Below are 19,508 nucleotides of genomic sequence, written 5' to 3' on the forward strand. Positions count from 1 at the left end.
TTCAGTAGATATGATTTTTCAAGTCATAATTTCTAGCAAAACTTATCCTTTCCTTATTAGGTTCATAGCCTAGATTCTTTAAATCTTCTTTACCCCTCAATAAGTTTTCGGCTGCTTCTCTAGGCACATTGTATCTATCCATCATTTGGTCAATTTCAGGATTGTGTTTATCTATAAAGCTTTCTTGCTCTACTTGTATTTCAATTTGTTTTTCATGCTCAGATAATTTGTATATCTCATAATTTCCACTATCTAAAAGGTCATCAATCTTTCTACTTTTTTCAAATGTTTCACCCTTATATAAGGGAAATTCTTCTCCATTAACTTCTACTTTAGTTCCAGTTTCAATTAAGTTAATTCCATCAAAGGTATTCTCATCTTCTAAAATAAATTCCTTACCAACCTTTACTGCTAGTTTTTCTGATGTTTGACTTATATTTTCAAAGATTTCTTCAAGGTATGAATCGTTTCTATATGGAATTACTTCCGAACCCCTAATCATACCTCCCATATATTCCATATTATCTCTGATATTGACAGTTTTAAGTCCTCCACTTAGTTCATCAAAATCTGTAATTGTAAAGTCCTTATCCTTATATCTAACCTGATCGCCTATCTTAAATTTAGGCTCTATATTTTCCCTAGATTCTTCTTGTAAAGATTTTTCCTCGCCTATTGCAATTTGCTCTTCTAAATATGAAAATTCACGCTCATTTACTTCTTTACCATCACCAAGGTCAATCCTATAGTGTTCGACAACTTCGCCGTCTACATAGTGGTCAAAATAGAATTTGAAATATCCGATATAATCATCAGTCATTTCTCCAAATTCATTTTCTCCAAGAGTTTGATTATGGTCTTTAACATCAATATCCTTTTGCCTTAGGACATTAATTAAATCTTTAGTTACTATCTGCCCACTATAATCGGGAACTAATTCGTGGTTTTCATTAAATTCTACAATCCAATAATCTTTTCCATTTTCAGTGTTTTTGCCATCAAAAAAAGAAGCTTCATCAGCTTCCTTTTCTTGGCTTATTTCATTTTCTAAGCTTCCACGTATTCCTTGATTGCCATTCTCTTCACTGTTGCCATCAAGTTGTTCATCTGTCCTTGGTATTGTTCTGGATTCTCTCTCATCATCTTCTCTGTCAATCCTTGTGCTTTCATCATCTTGACTTTCTCTCTCTTGATATAGTCCACTACCTGAGTCTGAATTTCCTTCAGGTGGTTCAAAAGTGTTTTCTCCTCGTACATTTTCTGAAGTTTCTTCCAGTTCTCCATGTCCTCGCTCCCTACCAGGTAAGACAGTCTTAGAACTGCGTATGTTGGATTCGGAAATCTCTCCATAAATTCCAGATCCTTCTCCATCATGTCCAAGGTTTTTTCTTCGATCTTCATCGCTATTTCCTCTGTCGCTTCCATCTGTGAAAACTCGTCCATCTCTATTTCTTGACCTATCATCTCGTCTATATAAATCATTTTGACCTCCTCTATCTTCATTTATATTTTCTATATCTCTATTATAGTCGGCTGCGGCCCTTTCTGTCAGCAGCCTAGCACGATCTATTTCCTTAGATTTTTCTATTGTGCTATCTATAATATCTTCACTAACCCTTGATATTACAAGACCTATTTGCTCTAAAGAAATTGTATTAATCCTAGAAAAATTATTTATTAAATTTTCCATATCTATAGGGTAGACTATATTAAACCTATTAGCTACTGCATAGGATATTGAGTCCCTCATAAACTTTTCAAAACTTAGTCTATCCTCTATATCTATTCTCAAATCAGCAAGAGCCAAGTTAATGTATTCATCTCCATAAATTCGGCTCAAAGAAAATATATTTTCATTAAGTGAATCACTAGCTTCAAATGAAGAATCTCTTATTATTTCTTTTAAAGCCTCGTTATGGTTTTCGTGGTCAAACTGCCATAAGCTAACCTCATTAATATTCCTATCCATTGATGTGGTCTGACTAATATCAAAAATATATGAAATTCTTTGATTTACATCACTTCCAACTAAAATTGGAATACCCTTTTGACCTCTCATAACAACTCTGCCAAAATATTTTTTCCACATATCAAAAGTCGCACAAGCTCTAGCTTCAGGCTCCTTATTATATATACTTAATTGGCTTGAAAAATCATATTTTTGATTATTGCCTATAACCTTTAAGAGCTTTAAATATTCTTTTTCATCTTGTAAAACTTCATACTTTATTGCTTCTTGTATATTCTTAAAATCATTTACTTGCATATTTCTCCTCCATTTCTTTTTAAGTTCTGATATTTCTCAAAATAAAAACTACTAAAAATCTATACCTAGATTCTCAGTAGTTCTTATTGATTGTAATTGAATTCCAATTTAATTAGTAACACCTATCTTTACTCAAATATAAATGCTTTTTTTATATCCTTATATAAAACTTTGTAGATTTTATAAGTAGTTTATAGTGTTTGACTAATAATATTGTTCTCATATGACATTATTAATTTTCTCTTCATACCTATAGCTTTGGCAAGCCTATGTTATGATATTCCAAGCTCTTTACGAAATTCTGCTATTCTATTTTCTATTACAACATCCACTTAATCACTTCCTAAAGAGATTAGGGCAGATGTATATATGATGATTAATATAACAATTTTCCATTTTTTAAAACAAGAACTTGGTCAGATAAAATATCTATATCTTCCTTATTGTGGGATGTGATAAGCATCGTTACCCCCTTATTTCTAACGTAAGACTTAATTATTTCCCTAAGTTCTACTACTCCTTCGTGATCCATACTATTAAAGGGCTCATCAAGGAGCAAGAGTTTTGGTTTTTCCATAAGAGCTTGAGCTATACCTAGTCTTTGAAGCATGCCTAGGGAATAATTTTTTACCTTTACATCCTTATCTTGATATAAGGATACCTCTTTTAAAATCTCATCAATATCTGCCTTGGTGATTTTGTTTTTAATAGCAGCTAATTGGTCTAAGTTTTCAAATCCTGTTAGGTTTGGCAAAAATCCTGGATGTTCAATTAGTAAACCCAAGTCAGCTGGGATAGCCCCATTTTTTCCAACAACTGTTTTATTAACTATAATTTTACCAGAAGATGCTTTCATTAAGCCTGAAATCAACTTAAATAAAACACTCTTTCCACACCCGTTTGTTCCGACAATCCCATATATTTTACCTGCTTCAAAATTATAGGAAATATTATCTATTACTTTCTTATTTCCAAAAGCTTTTGATACATTTTCTAACCTTATTAGGTCCATAATCTCCCCTCCTTACTCATTCTGATACTGCTTACTTCCTTTCGGAAGATTGATGTCTTTATTTTCAAATATTTTAAAATTCAATATAAGCAAAATCAAATCTATACCTGCTAGGGCTAACAACCTATAAATAAATTTTATCCCACGTCCATTAATTGAACTTGCTAATGAAAAAAGGGAAAAATCCTTAATCACATCACCAAAAAATCCCAAACTCATTCCTGCCGCAATTATTAGGATGCCTGTATATATGACAAATACAAGGGATTGTGAAATCCTAAATTGTATTAAAAGAGCATAGACTAGGGAAAAGAAATATAGGAGCAAAACCTGCAAAATGACTAGCTTAAATATTTCCAAAATTACGTTATTCGTTTCAAAATTCCCTAGCAAATAAATTTTTGCAAATTCTTTTGTTGCTTGAGAAATATTAAATCCAAAATTCGAAGATCCTATCCCTACTATTAAGCAAAATAAACAAATACAACCCACATAATCTAAAAGGCTTCTAATAACTTTTTTATGTTTGTTTTTATAAAATTCTTTCCTATTTGTGTACCTTGTTAGGGTGAAGAATATATTTCCTTCAACTGGACTTTGAATCATCAAAACAAAGCCTAATAAAAAAGGAAAAGTAAAATATCCAGTATAGGAGTCGTTAAACATTATTAGAATCATTTCCCCAAAGTTAAAATTCCCATACTTATATTTAAAGCTAATAAGCTGGCTAAAACTTGCAAGTATTGAACCTGCCACTAATAGATATATAAAGATAATATAGATTTCACTTTTATTTTTTAAATCTTTATATTTCTTCATCGTTATCTATATCCTTTTTAAATTTCATATAAGACAAAACATAGGCTAGCAGGAGGCTTATAAGCAAATAAGAAATAACAAATACAGGCGTCATTCCTTGTACTCTTGACACGTCGAATATTGCCATTGGCTCAAGCTTAGTAAGTCCAACAAACATCGCAAACAAAGATCCAATCGTTGCTATAATAAAAGGTCCTATCCAAGCGACAAACTTGTTTTTAATAAAATAAGATAAAGAAAGTCCCACACTGCTATAACAAGCACCTACAAATGCACAATGTAGAATTATTGCTAATATATAAAGTAGGGCAGATTTATCTGCAAGCATTTTATAGGTGGATACTCCTGTCATTCCCATATAAGTATCCATATTAATATCCTTTGAAAATAACACAAAGCTTGCTATAAAAAATATGAACATACCAATAGCGAAAGTTATAAAAGATGTGAGAAAATTTATTATGAAGTTAGAATTGAAATATTTTTTATATCCCATTCTTGCTACAAGATATTTCATTGTTCCACTCTTACTGTTTTCGACATGTTGGGCTGCAAAAGGAAGGGTTGCGATTAGAGGTGCTAAAATTACAAGCAAAGACCTATCCCCGTTATATCCTTGTAAAAATGTCATAGCATAGTCGTGTTTGAAAAAGTATTCCATGCCCTCTTCTACAAAGGCAGTCAAAGAAAAAATCATAGATAATAAAATAATAAGTATAGATAAGAAAAATCTTTTGCTTCTCATCACTCTTGATACTACATTTAACCTATAAGACATATATCCCTCCATTAATAAAAGGGGTGAACGAATTTGCTCACCCCTTAGTGTAAACATATATTTTATTATTCATCTGGACTCCATGATCCAGTTGTTTGAACCTTCACATATGTTGATAGTCCAGTCCACCCACCTAATCTAAGATTAGAGCCTTGTGCATCTGACGGACTATTATATTTCAAGTAAATTCTATCACCGCTACCAGCACTATATGTAGAGGTCATCTTATTTTCACCTCTATAAATAGCAGAGTGCATTGTATAACCACCACCTACATAGGTATTATTATTCACAGCTCTAGTTTGATTGCTCTTATATAGGGAATCTGTTTTTGTTACCCCACCGAATCTTGGCATAATCAAATTATAAGTATCAACCTCTCTAGCAGAAACAACCGTTGTTCCCATCAACAACATAGCACAGACGCCTGCAAACAATTTTGTTTTAATATTAATCTTATTCATCTTTTTCCTCCCATATTAATTTTAAAATTCCAAACATAATCAACTAAGTTTCAGACAAATAAGTCTCCGTTCTTGTACCTTTGTAAGTTAAAATACTTCATAATATCTCCTTTATTTGTTGCTATTATGATTTCATTTACATTACCTTTCTTATTTTTATAATACTATGTTATTGGATTTTTGTCAAATCGTTTTCATAGATTTCTTTTATAATAGCTATTAAAACATCAACCACAATAGAATTGCCGGCCTGCTTATATAGTTTGCTTGAGGTACAATTTTTTCTTCTAGCATGTACTTCCTCTAGTTTGTCAATATCACTATCATTAAAACCCATGAGTCTTAAACATTCTCTTTCTGTTAAATACCTATACTGACCATTTCCAATATCTATTATTCCAGAATTAGGTACTCTCATCTGTTTTGTAGAAATAGTATACGAAAAATCTTTAATCACTTTTAGTCGCCCTCTAAAGCTGTTATCTATGCCTTTATTTAAAAATTTGAGCATATAGGGTTGGGTCATTGTATAAAGTTCACTTACATCCTTTTCTAAAAATTCACTCAGTGGTCTTGTTTCTTTCCTCTCCAATTTATTAAAAGAAAAGTTATTTTCTCCGAATTGTGAAACAACAAATATCCTCTCTCTTTTTTGAGGTATTCCAAAGTCCATTGCATTTAAGATTTCATACTTACTCTCATATCCAAGGTATTCTAGCTCTTTTAGATAAATAAAAAAGGAGTCCCTCATATTTCTATCAAGGACTCCCTTTACATTCTCCCAAATTATCCATTTAGGTTTATCTTTCATTTCTTTAATTATTCTAATTGTTTCAAATAGTAGGCTTGATCTAGTTCCTGAGTTTTTACTCCTCCATGCTTTTCCATAGCGCTTATGAGTCTCAGGGTTTCTTTTGTATTTTTCATAAGCTTTGTTGTATTCTTTCTCATGTTCCTTACAGAATCTTCCATCAACTAGTTTTGGACAACCTGGATAAGAACATGGTCTCTTAGGTTTTCTTGGCACTTTATCACTCCATACAAAAAGCCCTGAAGATTTGATCTCCAAGGCTCATTTTATTATTCTTTTGCTATTTTAACTATACTACATTTCTCTACTCTTATTCTATCAACTTTACTATTTGTTTTTCTTAAAGAAATAAAATGCTGTAGATACTAGCAAGACTGAATACAAACTCTTATATAACAAGCTATCTTCTACCGATATCAAATTAGATAAAACATAAAAAACTAAAAAAAGATAAATCTTTCTTAATATTTCTTCACGTTTCATACTATAGTAATATAAAAATTATAGCTCTAGAAGCCATATTGGCAATACTTCTAGGCATTATTTTTGCTAGTTGATTTGCTAATGCATCAGTTATTGTGCCTTCAACATTAGCCACAATATTTAGTACAGCCGAAACCTTAGAATAAGTAACCTTTTCAACAATAATTTTCCCAGCCTTCTCAGGAAGTTTTTTTGCAGCTGCTTTAATTGCTTTATCAAAAGATCTGCTTCCAATTTTATACAGAGCTTTCTTCATAGCTTTTGCTGCAGCTTTAGCAGACTTTGATTTTAATCCTCTATCTTTTGTCAGAATAATGCCATCTTCATTTAAAGACTTGTTAAATTCATTTATAAATTCTATATACTCATCATTAGTAATATCTAAATTTTCTACTTCTTCAATCACATAGCTAAAATTATATTCTTCCTTAGCATAAGCAATCGGTGTTATAGATTGTAAAGCGAATATAGTCGCTAGTGATAATGATATGATTTTTTTGTTCATTTTATATCTCTCCTATATAAACTTTATCAGTATTAGAACTTCATGTCAATTGCTTTTAGTGCATTCCTATGGATATTAAAGCAGTACTGAATTGAGTAATTCATATCTACTGCAATCTTTTCCCAAGATTCAAAACAAAGATATCTTTTTTCAAGCACTGTTTGTTCCTCTTTGTCTTTTAATGCAAAAATTGAATTAGCTATTTCCTTCTTCAAGTCCACCAACTTATCTATATCCCTATTGATTTCTTCTTGAAGATCTATAATCTTCACTATTGTTTCTTCAAGTCTTGATGTTCCTCTACTAGGACTCTTTGGCATATCTGATAAGGTTGATGTGGCTTTTGTAGCTAGTGTATTAAGACTTTCTACTTGCTCAAGCTTAGAATTAATTCTCTTGTCCAAATAAAATGCTTGTTTTAAATATTCTTTTGCATTCATTTCTTACCTCCATAAATAAAAAAAGAGCGAAAGATTTAACACAAGCCTTATCTATTTCTACATAATCAACTACTTCATAAGGTATCTTCAAATTAATAAAAGCCTTTCTAATAGCACCTATGCCACCGAAAAGCTCTAATATTTTTACCTTATTCATTTAGATTATTTTTGTACCTATCTACAAGCTCCCTTATACTATCTTCTATTTCTCTTAAAAAGTCTTCTTTATCTACTTCGCCAGAGCTAATCTTTGCAAGTTTCATTTCCCATTCAGATGTTGTTTGTGCCGACTTAAACTTATCCTCTACAATCGATACAAGTCTATTTCCTTTTTCTGTTACGAGTAAATTTTTCTTATCTCTTCTTATAAGATCCTTATGGATAAGATTTTCGATAATTCCTGCTCTTGTAGCTGGTGTTCCTAAACCTTTTCTTTCTACTTCTATGTCTTTATCCAAAGACTCTACTCCTGCATTCTCCATAGCCTTTAAAAGCGTATTTTCATTATAATGACCTGGAGCTTTTGTAAATTTCTCAGATATATTTTTAGAAGTTAGCTTAATTTTATCTCCAGTCTTTACATCTGGTAATTCATTTTCTTGTCTTCCCTTTCCATAAGGCTTTAGATACTTTGTATAACCTTCATCTATTACAGTCTTGCCACTTGAATTAAAGTTAAACTTATCATATTCATATCTGATTTTTCTGCTAGATTCCTTTAAATTATCCGAACATGAAGCAAGTAATTTATCCTTAATTAGATTATAGATTTTACTTTCTTTATCAGATAAATCTTTGGCTTTTCCAATACCTGATATAGTAGGAATAATTGCATAGTGGTCTGTAACCTTGGATGAATTAAAAATAGACCTAAAGTTTGATTCATTGATTTTAAAATCATCTTCAAGTCCTTCTAATAATTCTTTCATAGTATTAACCATATCATCGGTTAAATGCCTACTATCTGTTCTTGGATATGTGATTAGCTTTTTTTCATACAAGCCTTGTGCCAGGTTTAAAGTGTCATTTGCTGAATATCCAAAATATTTATTTGCTTCTCTTTGTAAGGTAGTGAGATCATAAGGCTTATCTGGTTTTGTACTTATTTCTTTATCTTCTACCTCTGTAATAACTATTTCATCTTCTAGCAAGTTTAATAGTTGTTCCGCAACTTCAATTCTATCAATCCTATCTGATACAAGTTTCAATACTCCATAAGATAGATCAACGGTATAATATTTTTTCTTCTTAAATAGGTTTATTTCACTATCCCTTTTAGCTATTAAATATAGAGTTGGTGTTTGTACTCTACCAACAGAATATGTTTCCTTATAAATGCAAGAATAAAGCCTACTTAAATTCATTCCTACCAGCCAATCCGCAATAGCTCTTGCACTTGCTGATCTATATAAGTCTTCAAAGTTTTCTCCGTTTTTAAGATTTCTAAAGCCATCTTCAATAGCTTTGTTTTCCATTGAAGATATCCAAAGCCTTTGAATCTTCTTTTTACATTTAGCTTGATTATATACAAGCCTAAAAATAAGCTCTCCCTCTCTTCCAGCATCACAAGCATTTATTACTTTGTCGATGTTCTTATCGTTTAAAAGTTTCTTTAAAACTCCATATTGTTTCTTAGTGCTTTTAGATACTTCATAAATATATTCTTCTGGGATTATAGGAAGATTTTCTATTGTCCATTTCTTCCATTTTTCGTCTATCTTATCGGGACTTGCCATTTGAATTAAATGACCTACACACCAAGAAACAATGTATCCATTCCCCTCATAATATCCATTTTTTCTAGTTCTAGCTCCAATTACTTTTGCAATTGTAACTGCTACACTTGGCTTTTCTGCTATTACTAACTTCATTAATACCTCCATAAATAAAAAAAGAGCGAAAGATTTCTCTCTCGCTAAAAATACTTCTCCCGAATAATATATTATTTTCGGGAGAATTCTACTTACTTATTAATTTCTTTTTCTAGTTCTTTAAGAACTTTTATAATCTCTTCAAATTTTGGATAGTCTCCATAAATCATTTCTGACATAGCCTCATAATCTTTTTCTATTTCAGAAAATCGAAATTCTCTTGGAACTAACTTCAATTTACCACTTAATGCATCTTCATACCTTGCCCACTTTCTAGGGTAGAATTTCATTTTAAATTCAGTCACTTTCTTTAGTAATTCTTTATCCTCTAAGGCTTTGTTTTTAAAATCTGAATTTGCTATTTTATATAGGTCATAAAAGTGTCTTGCATATCTGTGGGGCATAGGAGAAGCTTCTGGTCTATTTGCTTCGTGGTGTAAAATTGTTGCTTTTTCCCAAAAGGTTCTCTCTGCTAAGACTGTTCTTATGCTTGTTTTTTCTTTAAATACATTTGGATATGCTTCACTAATTATTGGTGAAATTTTAACTCCAATTGCAGGTGTCCATGCTGCAAGGCTTCCTATTTCAAGTCTTATATTTTGTGTTAAATAATTAGATTCAAAGATTTTAGGATATTTAAATAGAATTGTTTGTGGATCAAGACTATCAACCCAAAATTCAAAGTCCATGCCCTTTAAATCTTCTTCTAAAACTTTTAAAAATTCATCTCTTAAAAATATTTCTGTCTTTTCATTAACTGCTTTGTTGAATTTATCTTGCTTGGTATTTGATCTTTCTAACCATGGTTCTTTTTCTTCATATCCTAATACTCGCCAATCTAATATTAAATCTATATCTTCAGAAAATCTTTCTATAAGTCCAAAGCATTTTGAAAGTGATGTTCCTCCTTTAAAGGTAAAATATTCCCTCCATTTGTTTTCATTAAATAGATAATCTAAGATAAAAGTAACCCAATAGTCCTTTTCAATAACTGCCTCAGATATATTTCTCTTTCTGGCTGTATTTACCATTAAAACTCTTAAGTCTTCTTTGTTTTCTATATAAAACTTATTCATTTTTGCCCTCACAAATTTCCCTTATTACTTCATATATCCATGCAGGAACTGATTTTGATTCGTTCATTAAATCTGTTCTTTCTTCTTGAGTTAAATTTTCTCTTATCTTTTGCATAACTTGGGCATTGATATTTTCTTTCCCTAAAGACTTAATTGCTTGAATTACAGTCGCTGTCTTTAAGGACATATTAGCAATCTCTCCTGGATTTACTTTTTTAAATTCTAAAATTGTATCTCCAATTTTATATTCTTTATATCTTCCACTAGATATATATTTATAGTGAGTTGGAACTTGTGTTGAAAGTCCTAATAGGTTTAAGGCTGTGCTACTATATGGTGCAATATTCCAATTGTATTTTCTCGCTATGGCAAGTGCCAACTCGTGAATTGATACTGCTTCGTACTCTCCAATTAACTCACTGTATTTTGGATTGTAATAAAAACCATCGATGACGCGCTTGATTTTATATTCATCTGCTAATCTTTTTAGTATTTGTCTAACCGTAGCATTAGATGCAATATCTAAAAAGTCATTTGCAAAAAATACTTTATGTGAGTCAAAATCATTTATTTTATCTGATATTATTTCCATATATGAACTCATTACAATTCTCCTTTGTCACGGATATTGTATCATATTCGTGACAAAAATTCAATTGTACTTAATTTTCATACCTTTATAATAGTTCATCGTCATCATCATCTAGTGATTCTTCATTACTTTCTTCATTATCAGATTCATCTTCTGACTCACTAATATAATCCTCATCATCTTCTTCAAAGTCTTCCAACATTCTATCTTCTTTTGCTTTAACTACCTTAAAATAATATCCTGCTCCTATAACTCCTCCAATTACAAGTGCAACAATAAGAAATGAACCTATCCCGCTTTTCTTTTCTTCTTTTACTGGAACAGTCTTAGGTTCTTCTTTTTTTACTTCTTCTTTCTTAGGCTCTTCAACCTTTATGGTATTTTTATCTTCTGATTCAATCATATTAAGTAGGTCTTGCTCTCCTACTTCTGTTAATAATCTTACATTATCTTGATTTGATGAGTGATCCACTATTAGGTGCATAGTTTTTCCACTTTTAGTTTGAAATGTTAAAAATTGTCTTACATCTACTGGATTTTCTTTATCTTTTTCTGTATCTCCACTTGGTGTAATATCTTTTCCATTCCTATCTACATTTTCAACTACTGAACCTCTTGCCTTGTTTTCTTGTGTCGCAAGATTATTTACCGCCTTTGTATTACCACCTTTTACAAGTGGTGTTTCCTTAGGAGGATTATTTGAAGGCTTATTTGCTTCACTTGTATTTCCTGGTATTCTTGGAACATCTTGATAAGGAATTTCTTCTTTTGACGGTGTAAAAACATCATCTTTCAACATTTTCTCAAATTCTTCTTTTTGTGGTTCATAGATTGATTCGTTTTGACTTTCTATTTGCCCTTCATTTGTCATTGCAAATGTAGTTGCTGGTACTGTAAATGTAAAAAGGAGTAACGCTATGGCTACTCCTCGTTTAATACTCTTATTCATTTTTCTATCCTCTCTTATTTTACATTTTTAAATACATAGACTGCTTTTCTAGCATTGTCCCATTCTATTGTTTGATTTTTACCATCTTTAATATCTCCATGACTTGCTCCAAAAGCTTTAGCAATATTTGAAATTGAAGCATGAATTCTTCCATTTATAATCACTGGCTTAACATCTGAATTGTAGACCTTTCCATCTGAATCTTTCATAATACCAGTATCAATATTTAGTCTTAATGTCTTTTTAGCTAATATATTATTTTCTTTATTGGAGAAAATAGCTTCACGAGTAGAGTTGTCATACTCAACATTAAAACCTAGAGTATAAGCAATATATCTTACTGGAATCATAGTTCTTCCTTGATCCACATAAGTTTTTACATCCATATAGACTGTTGTCTTACCATCTTTATTGATAATGTTATAAAAGTTTTTGTCTACTTGGAAAACTGCAAATTCTTTTTCATCTTTAACTTGTTTTTTGCCTTGTTGTTCCTCTTGCTTTTTAATCTTGTTAAGATCAAATTGATTTAGAATATTCTTGTCATCAGCTTTTAAAAGTTCGTCCCACTTTTTGTCTTGAGATTTCTCATCTTCTTCCTTCTCTTTGTTTTCTTTTTGGAGTTTTAGAAGTTCATCTAATTTCTTAGATAAGTCTTGGTTTAGATTTTTGTCTTTTTCATCTTTAGATTGTTTTTCGGGTTCTTCTTTCGATTTTTTATTTGCTTCCTCGATTAACTTCTTTGCTTCTTCAATTTTCTTATCTAATTCTTCTTTTAGCTTTTTAATTTCTTCTTCAGAAGCTTTTTGTTTTTCTTCTAGTCCTTTAATCTTATCTTCTAATTCTTTTTTTGTATTTTCAGAAGATTCTTTTAAACTATCAATAGCCTTTTGAAGCTCTTCAATTTTCTTAAAGCATTCTGACTTAGAATTTTCTGTCTGTTTCTTTTTAGACTCTAAGTCTTTTATCTTAGTATCTTTTTCATCAAGAGTTTTTTCTAAGTCCTTAATTTTATTGTCTTTACCCTCAATTTCTTTAGTCTTCTTTGCAAGTTCTCCTTCTAAAGATTCAAGCTTTTCTTGCATTTCTTTGATTTTATTTTCGTTTTTATCGGTCTTTTCTTTCTCAGCTTCTAACTCCCATTTTGTAGATGAATAATTTTCTTTAAGTTTTGCATTTTCATCTTGTAATCTTTTTAATTCATCTTTAAGCTGAGTAATTTCTGCTATTAGTTTATCATTATTAGAATTTTTAAGATCCTCAATTTCTTTTTCCAATTGAGCAATCTTATTGTCTTTATCTCTAATTTCCTCTTCTAGCTTAGCCTTTTCTTGTTTTAGTTTTTCTCCATTACCTTTGTAAGATTCTAGCTTTTCCTTTAATTCATCTATCTTTGATTGGTCTTCTTGTTTCTTATCATTTAAGTCTTTGATTTGATTTTCTAAATCATTAATATTACTTATTGAACTTTCTATCACTTTTTTATTACCATCTGCATCATCAGATTTAGCTAGTACATTAGTAGTTGAAGTTGATGTTAAAACTAATAAAAGAGCCATAAAAAAGGCTCTTAGTCTGTTCGTGTTAAATTTCTTCATTATGAATGTTCTCCTTTTCTTTTAATTTTTCTTCTCTTTTCCTATCATTGATTTTCTCCATTAATTCTTCCAAGCTAATATTGTTTCTCCTAATAGTTACAATTATCTCTTCATTTTCAACTTGTATTTCTTCATCACAAATTTCCTTGTATTTTGCATTTAAATCTTTTAACTTCTCTTCTATTTTTTTCTTTTTGTTTCTAATACTTATAAGTTTTCTGTTCACATAATTTCTCCCTTCTATCTTGGTCTTCCAAAACCATAAAAGTGTGATTTCCAATATTTTGAATTTATTGATGTGTATTGAATTGGATCTCCTGCGTGAATCATCATTCCGTTACCTGCGTATATTCCTACATGAGATATTGGAGTTCCACTGTTATATGTTGAGTGGAAAAATATAATATCTCCAGGTTGAGCTTCACTTGGACTTACTGGATTACAATAGTCTTTGTATATTCTCCATGCAGTTGTTCTTGGCATACTCTTTACACCAGACTTTGTAAATGACCAACTTACAAATCCTGAGCAGTCAAAGTTAGATGGTCCACTTGCTCCAAACACATATCTTTTGCCTATATGTTTTTCTGCTTCATTAAATAAGGCTTTGGCAGTAGCTGAATCAAAAGCAAGACCAGGATTGCCAAAGTTTGGATTATCTACTATTTCTCCTAAGTCCCCATTACCTGATCCAAAAACATCTCCCATATTTCCCTTAGCTTCAAGAAGAGCTTCATAGTGAACTACATTGTCTGGATAATCTTTAAATATTTCCCTAACAACTTCATCCATTTCTTTTTTCTTTAAAGTTACAATTAACTTTTTATATTCGTACTCTTCTTTTTCATAGCTAGTATAAGGATTGCCACGACTATCATATCTAGTTCTTGCTACTGTTCTTGTTCTAATCTCAATTTCTTCCTTAAAATCAAGCTTATACATCTTGTCAAAAAGTTCTTTTAAAATTCCTTTTACTTCAGATGCTGATTTTACTTCTCCACATCTTGAAGTTATATAGGATAAAAGTTCATGGGTATTATGACCAATTTCTCCTTCTTTATTTATAATATATTCGTCATATCCAGGATGACTTGTTTTTACACTTTCGATTTGTGATTGTAGGTCATATTCCATTGATGAAAATTCTTGATTAACTTCACTTAGAACTGTATCTTGTGATAGGTATGTTGTTGTAATTACTGAGTTTACTGAGTTACTTAGTCCACTCATACCAACACTTCCGCCACCAATCATGATTGATAGCATAAGACCTAGTCCTATTACTAGAAATAAAACCATCTTACTTTTTCTTACGATTAGCTCTTTAGAAGCCTTACCTAAACTTAAAATAGCTTTTTTAACCCTATCTACAAGTCTTGTTTCGTGCTTTTTAGCTATCATGCTTTTCATTTGTTTTCTCTGGTAAAACTTTTTAAATCTATTTTTCTTTGTATAGGCATCTGACTTTTTTAAATCTTCTAATTCACTTTTAAACTCCAACTTGCTTTTTCTCTTTTTTATTTTCTTATCAAGTTTAGATAGCTTTTTTAAGGACTTTTTCTTTTTATCTAGCTTATACTTTCTTATTCCATGCTGGAGTTTAGAGCTTACATTAGCGGCCTTTTCTCCAGATTCTACACCAGTATTATCAGATCCTGAACTTAAATAATCTCTCACTAACTCTGATGACTTAGCTCCAGATAATAAAACCCCAGAAGATAGACTTCCTTTAGTTTTATTCTTTAAGATATTATCCTTTAGCTTACTTTTAGACTTTTCAAGCTCTCCAATCTTTTTATCTGAGATAAAGTCTTTAACATCTTGTGCTTTCTTAGAATCTTTCGGTGTAGCTTTCTTAGATTCATTTTTTAAGTCATCAATTTTCTTTCGAGTGAATTTATCACTTTCATAATTTTTTCTTTTGTAGTAAGTCTTCTTTTTATTAACTTTCTTTTGTTCTGAAGGTTTAAGGATTGTTTCCTTTTCATCCTTTATAAATTCTTGATTATTGTCTTTAAGCTCAGAATTATCAAGAGTCTTATCTGTATCAACTTGGCTTAGCTTACTCTCTTTATCTATCTCTTTAGAAAATTTTTCCTTATCTCTAAACTTCTTTTCTTGATAAAGCTTTTGTTTTTTATCGATATTAGCATTACTGTCGTTCTTACTTACTTCATCTTTAACAAGCTTATCTTTTCTGAATATTCTATTACTCTTCTTTGCTTCGATAGGTTTATCTTCGCTTGTGTGGATTCGCTTAGACTCTCTCTCGTTAATTTTGTCTTGGAATTTATCCTTACTATGAATAAGTTTATCCTCATAATTTTTAAGGACTTGTCTTTTACTTGATGCCTTCTTATTGCTTATTGGTTGAGCCTTAGCTGAAATATCATCTGTTGTTAGTTTATTAGAATTAATATTTCTACTATTTTTACTGTCAAAATTCACCTTTTTAAAGTCTACATCTAAGTCTTCATCAAGTTTAAAGCTTTCATCTACACTTATTTCAAGATTAACTTGTTTTGTTTCTTCAGCCTTATCCTTATTATCTAAAACTTCTTTTCTAATTCTTTCCTTGTTTTTAGCCTTCTGAAAGTCTTTTAGTCTATCTTGTTTTTGATCTTTAGCTAATACATTCTCATGAATAAGTTTAGATTCTTTTTCTGAAATTTTATCTCCGAACCTATTCTTAGTTTTAATAATCTTATTGGTATAATCATCTGAATGAACAAGTTTACTATCCATATTCTTTTCAGGAGCGTCCCTATTTCGTATAATTTTCTTTTGAAAATCTTTTTTTAGTTTTTTACCCATATCACACCTACTTAGCTTCTTCTGGTTTTGTTGTCATTAGCTTATATAACATGGTATCTTTAGGGAATTTATCAATAAATGGAACAATAGTATTTCCGAAGAATAATAGTCCCTCACCTGCATTTGAATTAGTAATATAGTTTAACTGATAAGGCGATATTTTTAATTTCTTAGCAAGAATATCCCTATCTCCAGATGCTTGATTTAACATTAGAACAAAGTCTGTATTATCAAAGATGTTTTCAATTTCCTGACTTGTTAAAAGGTCTTTTACGTTTTGAGTTATACCTGTTGGAATACCGCCCCATTTTCTAAATCTTTTCCAGATTTCTACTGAATATGAAGCAGTTTGTGGGTCTTTTAATAAAAGGTGGAACTCATCTATATAGTATCTTGTAGACTTGCTTCCTCTATTTAGGGAAACCTTGTTCCAAACTTGGTCTTGAATTACAAGCATACCTATTTTTTTAAGTTGTGTTCCTAGCTCTTTTATATCAAAACAGAGCAGTTGCCTATTTAAGTCAACATTTGACCTATTATTAAATACATTAAGACTTCCCTTAACATAAATTTCCATTTCTGTTGCTAATTTCCTACCAACTCCCTCTTCTTGAGATAGGAGCATATCGTATAAATCTCCTAATATAGGCATATTTTCTGGTTTTGGGTCTTCAAAATATTTTTGATATATCTTTGGTAAGCACCTATCTATAACAGATTTTTCTGCAGCAGTAAGACCAGATCCTCCTACCACAAGTTCAAGCATAGACATTATGAAGTTTGCCTTATCCTTTAAAGGTGCGTCCCCATCTCCATAGTTCATATTTATATCTAGTGGATTAAGGTAGTCCTTTGACTTTGCTGATACTTTAATAACTTCTCCATTAAATTGTTTTACAAGGTTTGAATACTCGCCTTCTGGATCACAAATAATTACATCATCATCTGTGACAAGAATTGCATTTGCCATCTCTCTCTTTGCTGAGAAAGATTTACCAGAACCTGGTGTTCCTAATATTAGTCCGTTAGGGTTCTTGAGTTTCTTCCTATCTGCCATAATCAAGTTTTGGCTAAGGGCATTTAAGCCATAGTACAAAGAATTTGCCGAATCAATAAATAGCTCTTCTGTTGTAAAAGGTATAAAAACTGCAGTTGATGATGAAGTTAAAAATCTTTTTATTTCGACTTGATTAACTCCTAGAGGTAAGGCAGAAACAAGTCCTTGCTCTTGTTGATGAGATAATCTTTTTACCTGACAATTATGTCTGTTTGCAATTGATGATATTTGAGCAATAGTGTTTTCTAATTTTTGATTACTCCTAGCAAAATTCATCATTACTATGGTAACTACAAAGAGCCTTTCATCTCTATTTTGTAAGTCAGATAACATGGACTTAACATCAGCTCCAAAGGTATTTATATCTGAAGGAATAATATCCATATCATATCCTGCACGAATTGCTTTCTTTTGTTCTTCAATTTTCATTCTGTCTAGGTCTGTGTTTTTTCTCTTAATGAGTTTAATAGCTTCTGCTTGTTCAACTACATCTATATGAAAAGCTACATAAATATTGTCATCAATATCTAAAAACTCAGATAACATTCTGTCTGATAACTCACTTGCAAGTATTTGAAAATGGCTTACTGCTCCAATGAATTTCCCAAATTTAAAATTATTTGCTGGTGTAAAATTAAAGATATTGGGAGTTATATGTGACTTTGTAGACTCTTTCTTCTTCAAATCCTTATATGAAAAATCAAAGTTTTTGTCTGGATTTAACATATCGTGAACAAGTCTTAGTCTTTCTTCTCCATCAAGGCTTTCTGCTCTTACTCCCATAGATTTAAAGTTAGATAAAATATCTACTTCAAGTCTATTTAACTTTGCTCTTGCTTGCTCTAGGTTATCGGCTTCTGTTGTAAAGGTTATATACTTCATCTTTTTAAGTCCGTTATTGCCCTTTGCAAGTTGAAGCTTTAACATCTCCCTAAACTCTTTTCTTACATCGTCATAGAAGTCTCCCTTATCAGCAATTTTAATTGCGTCTTGTAGGTCTATATTTCTTCCTAATTGATTTACATATGAAAGTTCAATGTGGACACTTGGATCAAAAGAATTTAAAAAGTTGGCAAATTGGTTAAAGATTAAATCTCTATCTTCTTCCAATGCCAACTGATAATTTATATCTTGAAATGAAATTGTCTTTGAATAATTTTTTTCATCTAACTGGCAAATGCCCTCTGGTAACATTCTTATATAGGGAATTGTATCCTCAACTGTAAATCTCTTTTTCTCTTTATTTAAAATTACACTTAGAAGACTATTTGTTGGTTCTTTCTTTGTTTTTAGCCTTCTTACTTCCTTTTTGTCTTTTTTTAATTGTTGTTCCCTTAGATTTAAGTCGCTGATTTGCTTTTTTCTTTGCTTCAAGGTATGCCTCCTTTCTTATTCTCTTAGTTGGTTGATAAAACTTATGAAGATAGAAAAATCTAAAATATTTTTCAAAGGTTAAGGTGTCTTTTTCATATAAGGTTATAAAAAAGATTGGCAGGGTTACTATTAGCATTACAATGATTGAAACATCATTAGGTAGATATTTCTTCATAAATAAATAGGTTGGTATGCCAATTAGTCCTGCCACAGAAAAACCTATAAGTTGTCTTTTGGTTAAGTTAAAAGCAACCTTTGTTTTAATCTTGTCCAAATCTTTTGGTATTGGTACATACGCCATTTTAATCTCCCTCTACTTCTTCTTTGGAAAGTTCAAGTATATGGTCATAATTAGATGTTGTTTCCTCTTCTAGGTAGCTAATTCTTTCTTCTAATTCTTCTTGTTTTTCTTCATTTCTGTCATTGTATTCTCCTTGATACATAACAAATTCATTGTGACATCTTCCGAGTCTGTTTATTCTTTTCTTTAAGCTTCTAATCTCTTCATTTCTTTTTTTCTCTTTTAAGATTTTATAAGTTCCTCCCAATGAAATTCCAAGTCCCAATAAAGCACAATTTTTCTTTTTTAACATTTATTC

Annotated in this window: 17 protein-coding genes and 3 pseudogenes; all 20 read right to left on the bottom strand. The window is 30.9% G+C overall.

What is annotated here, in order from left to right; genetic code table 11:
- Position 1: 1 nt before the first annotated feature.
- The 20 genes and pseudogenes from ACKRLN_RS03650 to ACKRLN_RS03745 all read right to left on the bottom strand — a co-directional run bounded on the left by ACKRLN_RS03650 (position 2) and on the right by ACKRLN_RS03745 (position 19,502).
- Positions 2-2,266 carry a hypothetical protein gene (locus ACKRLN_RS03650; protein ID WP_416335286.1) on the bottom strand — a complete coding sequence of 755 codons (2,265 nt, stop codon included), beginning with the start codon at positions 2,264-2,266 and terminating at the stop codon, positions 2-4.
- Positions 2,267-2,642: 376 nt separating this feature from the next.
- A complete protein-coding gene (locus tag ACKRLN_RS03655) occupies positions 2,643-3,278 on the bottom strand; it encodes an ABC transporter ATP-binding protein (RefSeq protein ID WP_416335287.1) in 636 nt (211 codons plus the stop codon).
- Positions 3,279-3,290: 12 nt separating this feature from the next.
- The gene (locus tag ACKRLN_RS03660; RefSeq protein WP_416335288.1) at positions 3,291-4,097 is read right to left on the bottom strand and encodes a hypothetical protein; all 807 of its coding nucleotides are present in this window, start codon (positions 4,095-4,097) and stop codon (positions 3,291-3,293) included.
- Complete coding sequence (locus ACKRLN_RS03665) at positions 4,084-4,875, bottom strand: hypothetical protein (protein ID WP_416335289.1); 792 nt, start codon at positions 4,873-4,875, stop codon at positions 4,084-4,086. Before ACKRLN_RS03665 ends, ACKRLN_RS03660 begins: the two co-directional genes overlap by 14 nt.
- A 65-nt stretch (positions 4,876-4,940) precedes the next feature.
- Positions 4,941-5,282, bottom strand: a complete 342-nt coding sequence (locus ACKRLN_RS03670) for a hypothetical protein (RefSeq protein ID WP_416335290.1) — start codon at positions 5,280-5,282, stop codon at positions 4,941-4,943.
- Between the two features lie 226 nt (positions 5,283-5,508).
- Positions 5,509-6,207 (bottom strand): annotated as a pseudogene (locus ACKRLN_RS03675) (DNA cytosine methyltransferase); the annotation flags it as partial.
- Positions 6,208-6,210: 3 nt separating this feature from the next.
- Positions 6,211-6,366 (bottom strand): annotated as a pseudogene (locus ACKRLN_RS03680) (HNH endonuclease); the annotation flags it as partial.
- Positions 6,367-6,634: 268 nt separating this feature from the next.
- Positions 6,635-7,138, bottom strand: a complete 504-nt coding sequence (locus ACKRLN_RS03685) for a hypothetical protein (protein WP_416335291.1) — start codon at positions 7,136-7,138, stop codon at positions 6,635-6,637.
- 32 nt (positions 7,139-7,170) lie between these two features.
- A complete protein-coding gene (locus ACKRLN_RS03690; protein WP_416335292.1) occupies positions 7,171-7,578 on the bottom strand; it encodes a DUF1492 domain-containing protein in 408 nt (135 codons plus the stop codon).
- A gap of 19 nt (positions 7,579-7,597) precedes the next feature.
- Positions 7,598-7,735: pseudogene (locus ACKRLN_RS03695) on the bottom strand (DNA (cytosine-5-)-methyltransferase); the annotation flags it as partial.
- Positions 7,728-9,449 (bottom strand): DNA topoisomerase 3, encoded by a 1,722-nt coding sequence (locus ACKRLN_RS03700; RefSeq protein WP_416335293.1) that lies wholly within the window; start codon positions 9,447-9,449, stop codon positions 7,728-7,730. The gene ACKRLN_RS03700 and the pseudogene ACKRLN_RS03695, both read right to left, overlap by 8 nt.
- 92 nt (positions 9,450-9,541) lie before the next feature.
- Entirely contained in the window at positions 9,542-10,525 is a 984-nt protein-coding gene (locus ACKRLN_RS03705; protein WP_416335294.1) for a nucleotidyl transferase AbiEii/AbiGii toxin family protein, read from the bottom strand.
- Positions 10,518-11,129, bottom strand: coding sequence for a DUF6088 family protein (locus ACKRLN_RS03710; RefSeq protein ID WP_416335295.1), 612 nt, complete (start codon positions 11,127-11,129; stop codon positions 10,518-10,520). Before ACKRLN_RS03710 ends, ACKRLN_RS03705 begins: the two co-directional genes overlap by 8 nt.
- A gap of 73 nt (positions 11,130-11,202) precedes the next feature.
- Positions 11,203-12,066, bottom strand: coding sequence for a CD1107 family mobile element protein (locus ACKRLN_RS03715; protein WP_416335296.1), 864 nt, complete (start codon positions 12,064-12,066; stop codon positions 11,203-11,205).
- 14 nt (positions 12,067-12,080) lie between these two features.
- A complete protein-coding gene (locus ACKRLN_RS03720; RefSeq protein WP_416335297.1) occupies positions 12,081-13,664 on the bottom strand; it encodes a stalk domain-containing protein in 1,584 nt (527 codons plus the stop codon).
- Complete coding sequence (locus ACKRLN_RS03725; RefSeq protein ID WP_048950584.1) at positions 13,651-13,890, bottom strand: hypothetical protein; 240 nt, start codon at positions 13,888-13,890, stop codon at positions 13,651-13,653. The genes ACKRLN_RS03720 and ACKRLN_RS03725 overlap by 14 nt, the downstream gene beginning before the upstream one ends.
- A gap of 14 nt (positions 13,891-13,904) precedes the next feature.
- Positions 13,905-16,478, bottom strand: coding sequence for a CD1108 family mobile element protein (locus ACKRLN_RS03730; protein WP_416335298.1), 2,574 nt, complete (start codon positions 16,476-16,478; stop codon positions 13,905-13,907).
- Between the two features lie 7 nt (positions 16,479-16,485).
- Positions 16,486-18,909 (bottom strand): VirB4-like conjugal transfer ATPase, CD1110 family, encoded by a 2,424-nt coding sequence (locus tag ACKRLN_RS03735; protein ID WP_416335299.1) that lies wholly within the window; start codon positions 18,907-18,909, stop codon positions 16,486-16,488.
- Entirely contained in the window at positions 18,800-19,210 is a 411-nt protein-coding gene (locus ACKRLN_RS03740; RefSeq protein ID WP_416335300.1) for a PrgI family protein, read from the bottom strand. Before ACKRLN_RS03740 ends, ACKRLN_RS03735 begins: the two co-directional genes overlap by 110 nt.
- Position 19,211: 1 nt before the next feature.
- Entirely contained in the window at positions 19,212-19,502 is a 291-nt protein-coding gene (locus tag ACKRLN_RS03745) for a hypothetical protein (protein ID WP_410023440.1), read from the bottom strand.
- Between the last annotated feature and the right edge of the window lie 6 nt (positions 19,503-19,508).

It is taken from the genome of Anaerococcus sp. AH8042_DFU013_CI05 (genome assembly GCF_047936775.1).
Taxonomy (GTDB): domain Bacteria; phylum Bacillota; class Clostridia; order Tissierellales; family Peptoniphilaceae; genus Anaerococcus.

Excerpts from the sequence above, each read along its gene's own strand:
- ACKRLN_RS03715 (WP_416335296.1), bottom strand. The coding sequence starts at position 12,066 with ATGAATAAGAGTATTAAACGAGGAGTAGCCATAGCGTTACTCCTTTTT.
- ACKRLN_RS03745 (WP_410023440.1), bottom strand. The coding sequence starts at position 19,502 with ATGTTAAAAAAGAAAAATTGTGCTTTATTGGGACTTGGAATTTCATTG.
- ACKRLN_RS03655 (WP_416335287.1), bottom strand. The coding sequence starts at position 3,278 with ATGGACCTAATAAGGTTAGAAAATGTATCAAAAGCTTTTGGAAATAAG.
- ACKRLN_RS03705 (WP_416335294.1), bottom strand. The coding sequence starts at position 10,525 with ATGAATAAGTTTTATATAGAAAACAAAGAAGACTTAAGAGTTTTAATG.
- ACKRLN_RS03650 (WP_416335286.1), bottom strand. The coding sequence starts at position 2,266 with ATGCAAGTAAATGATTTTAAGAATATACAAGAAGCAATAAAGTATGAA.
- ACKRLN_RS03730 (WP_416335298.1), bottom strand. The coding sequence starts at position 16,478 with ATGGGTAAAAAACTAAAAAAAGATTTTCAAAAGAAAATTATACGAAAT.
- ACKRLN_RS03665 (WP_416335289.1), bottom strand. The coding sequence starts at position 4,875 with ATGTCTTATAGGTTAAATGTAGTATCAAGAGTGATGAGAAGCAAAAGA.
- ACKRLN_RS03700 (WP_416335293.1), bottom strand. The coding sequence starts at position 9,449 with ATGAAGTTAGTAATAGCAGAAAAGCCAAGTGTAGCAGTTACAATTGCA.
- ACKRLN_RS03660 (WP_416335288.1), bottom strand. The coding sequence starts at position 4,097 with ATGAAGAAATATAAAGATTTAAAAAATAAAAGTGAAATCTATATTATC.
- ACKRLN_RS03720 (WP_416335297.1), bottom strand. The coding sequence starts at position 13,664 with ATGAAGAAATTTAACACGAACAGACTAAGAGCCTTTTTTATGGCTCTT.
- ACKRLN_RS03710 (WP_416335295.1), bottom strand. The coding sequence starts at position 11,129 with ATGAGTTCATATATGGAAATAATATCAGATAAAATAAATGATTTTGAC.
- ACKRLN_RS03670 (WP_416335290.1), bottom strand. The coding sequence starts at position 5,282 with ATGGGAACAACGGTTGTTTCTGCTAGAGAGGTTGATACTTATAATTTG.
- ACKRLN_RS03690 (WP_416335292.1), bottom strand. The coding sequence starts at position 7,578 with ATGAATGCAAAAGAATATTTAAAACAAGCATTTTATTTGGACAAGAGA.
- ACKRLN_RS03740 (WP_416335300.1), bottom strand. The coding sequence starts at position 19,210 with ATGGCGTATGTACCAATACCAAAAGATTTGGACAAGATTAAAACAAAG.
- ACKRLN_RS03685 (WP_416335291.1), bottom strand. The coding sequence starts at position 7,138 with ATGAACAAAAAAATCATATCATTATCACTAGCGACTATATTCGCTTTA.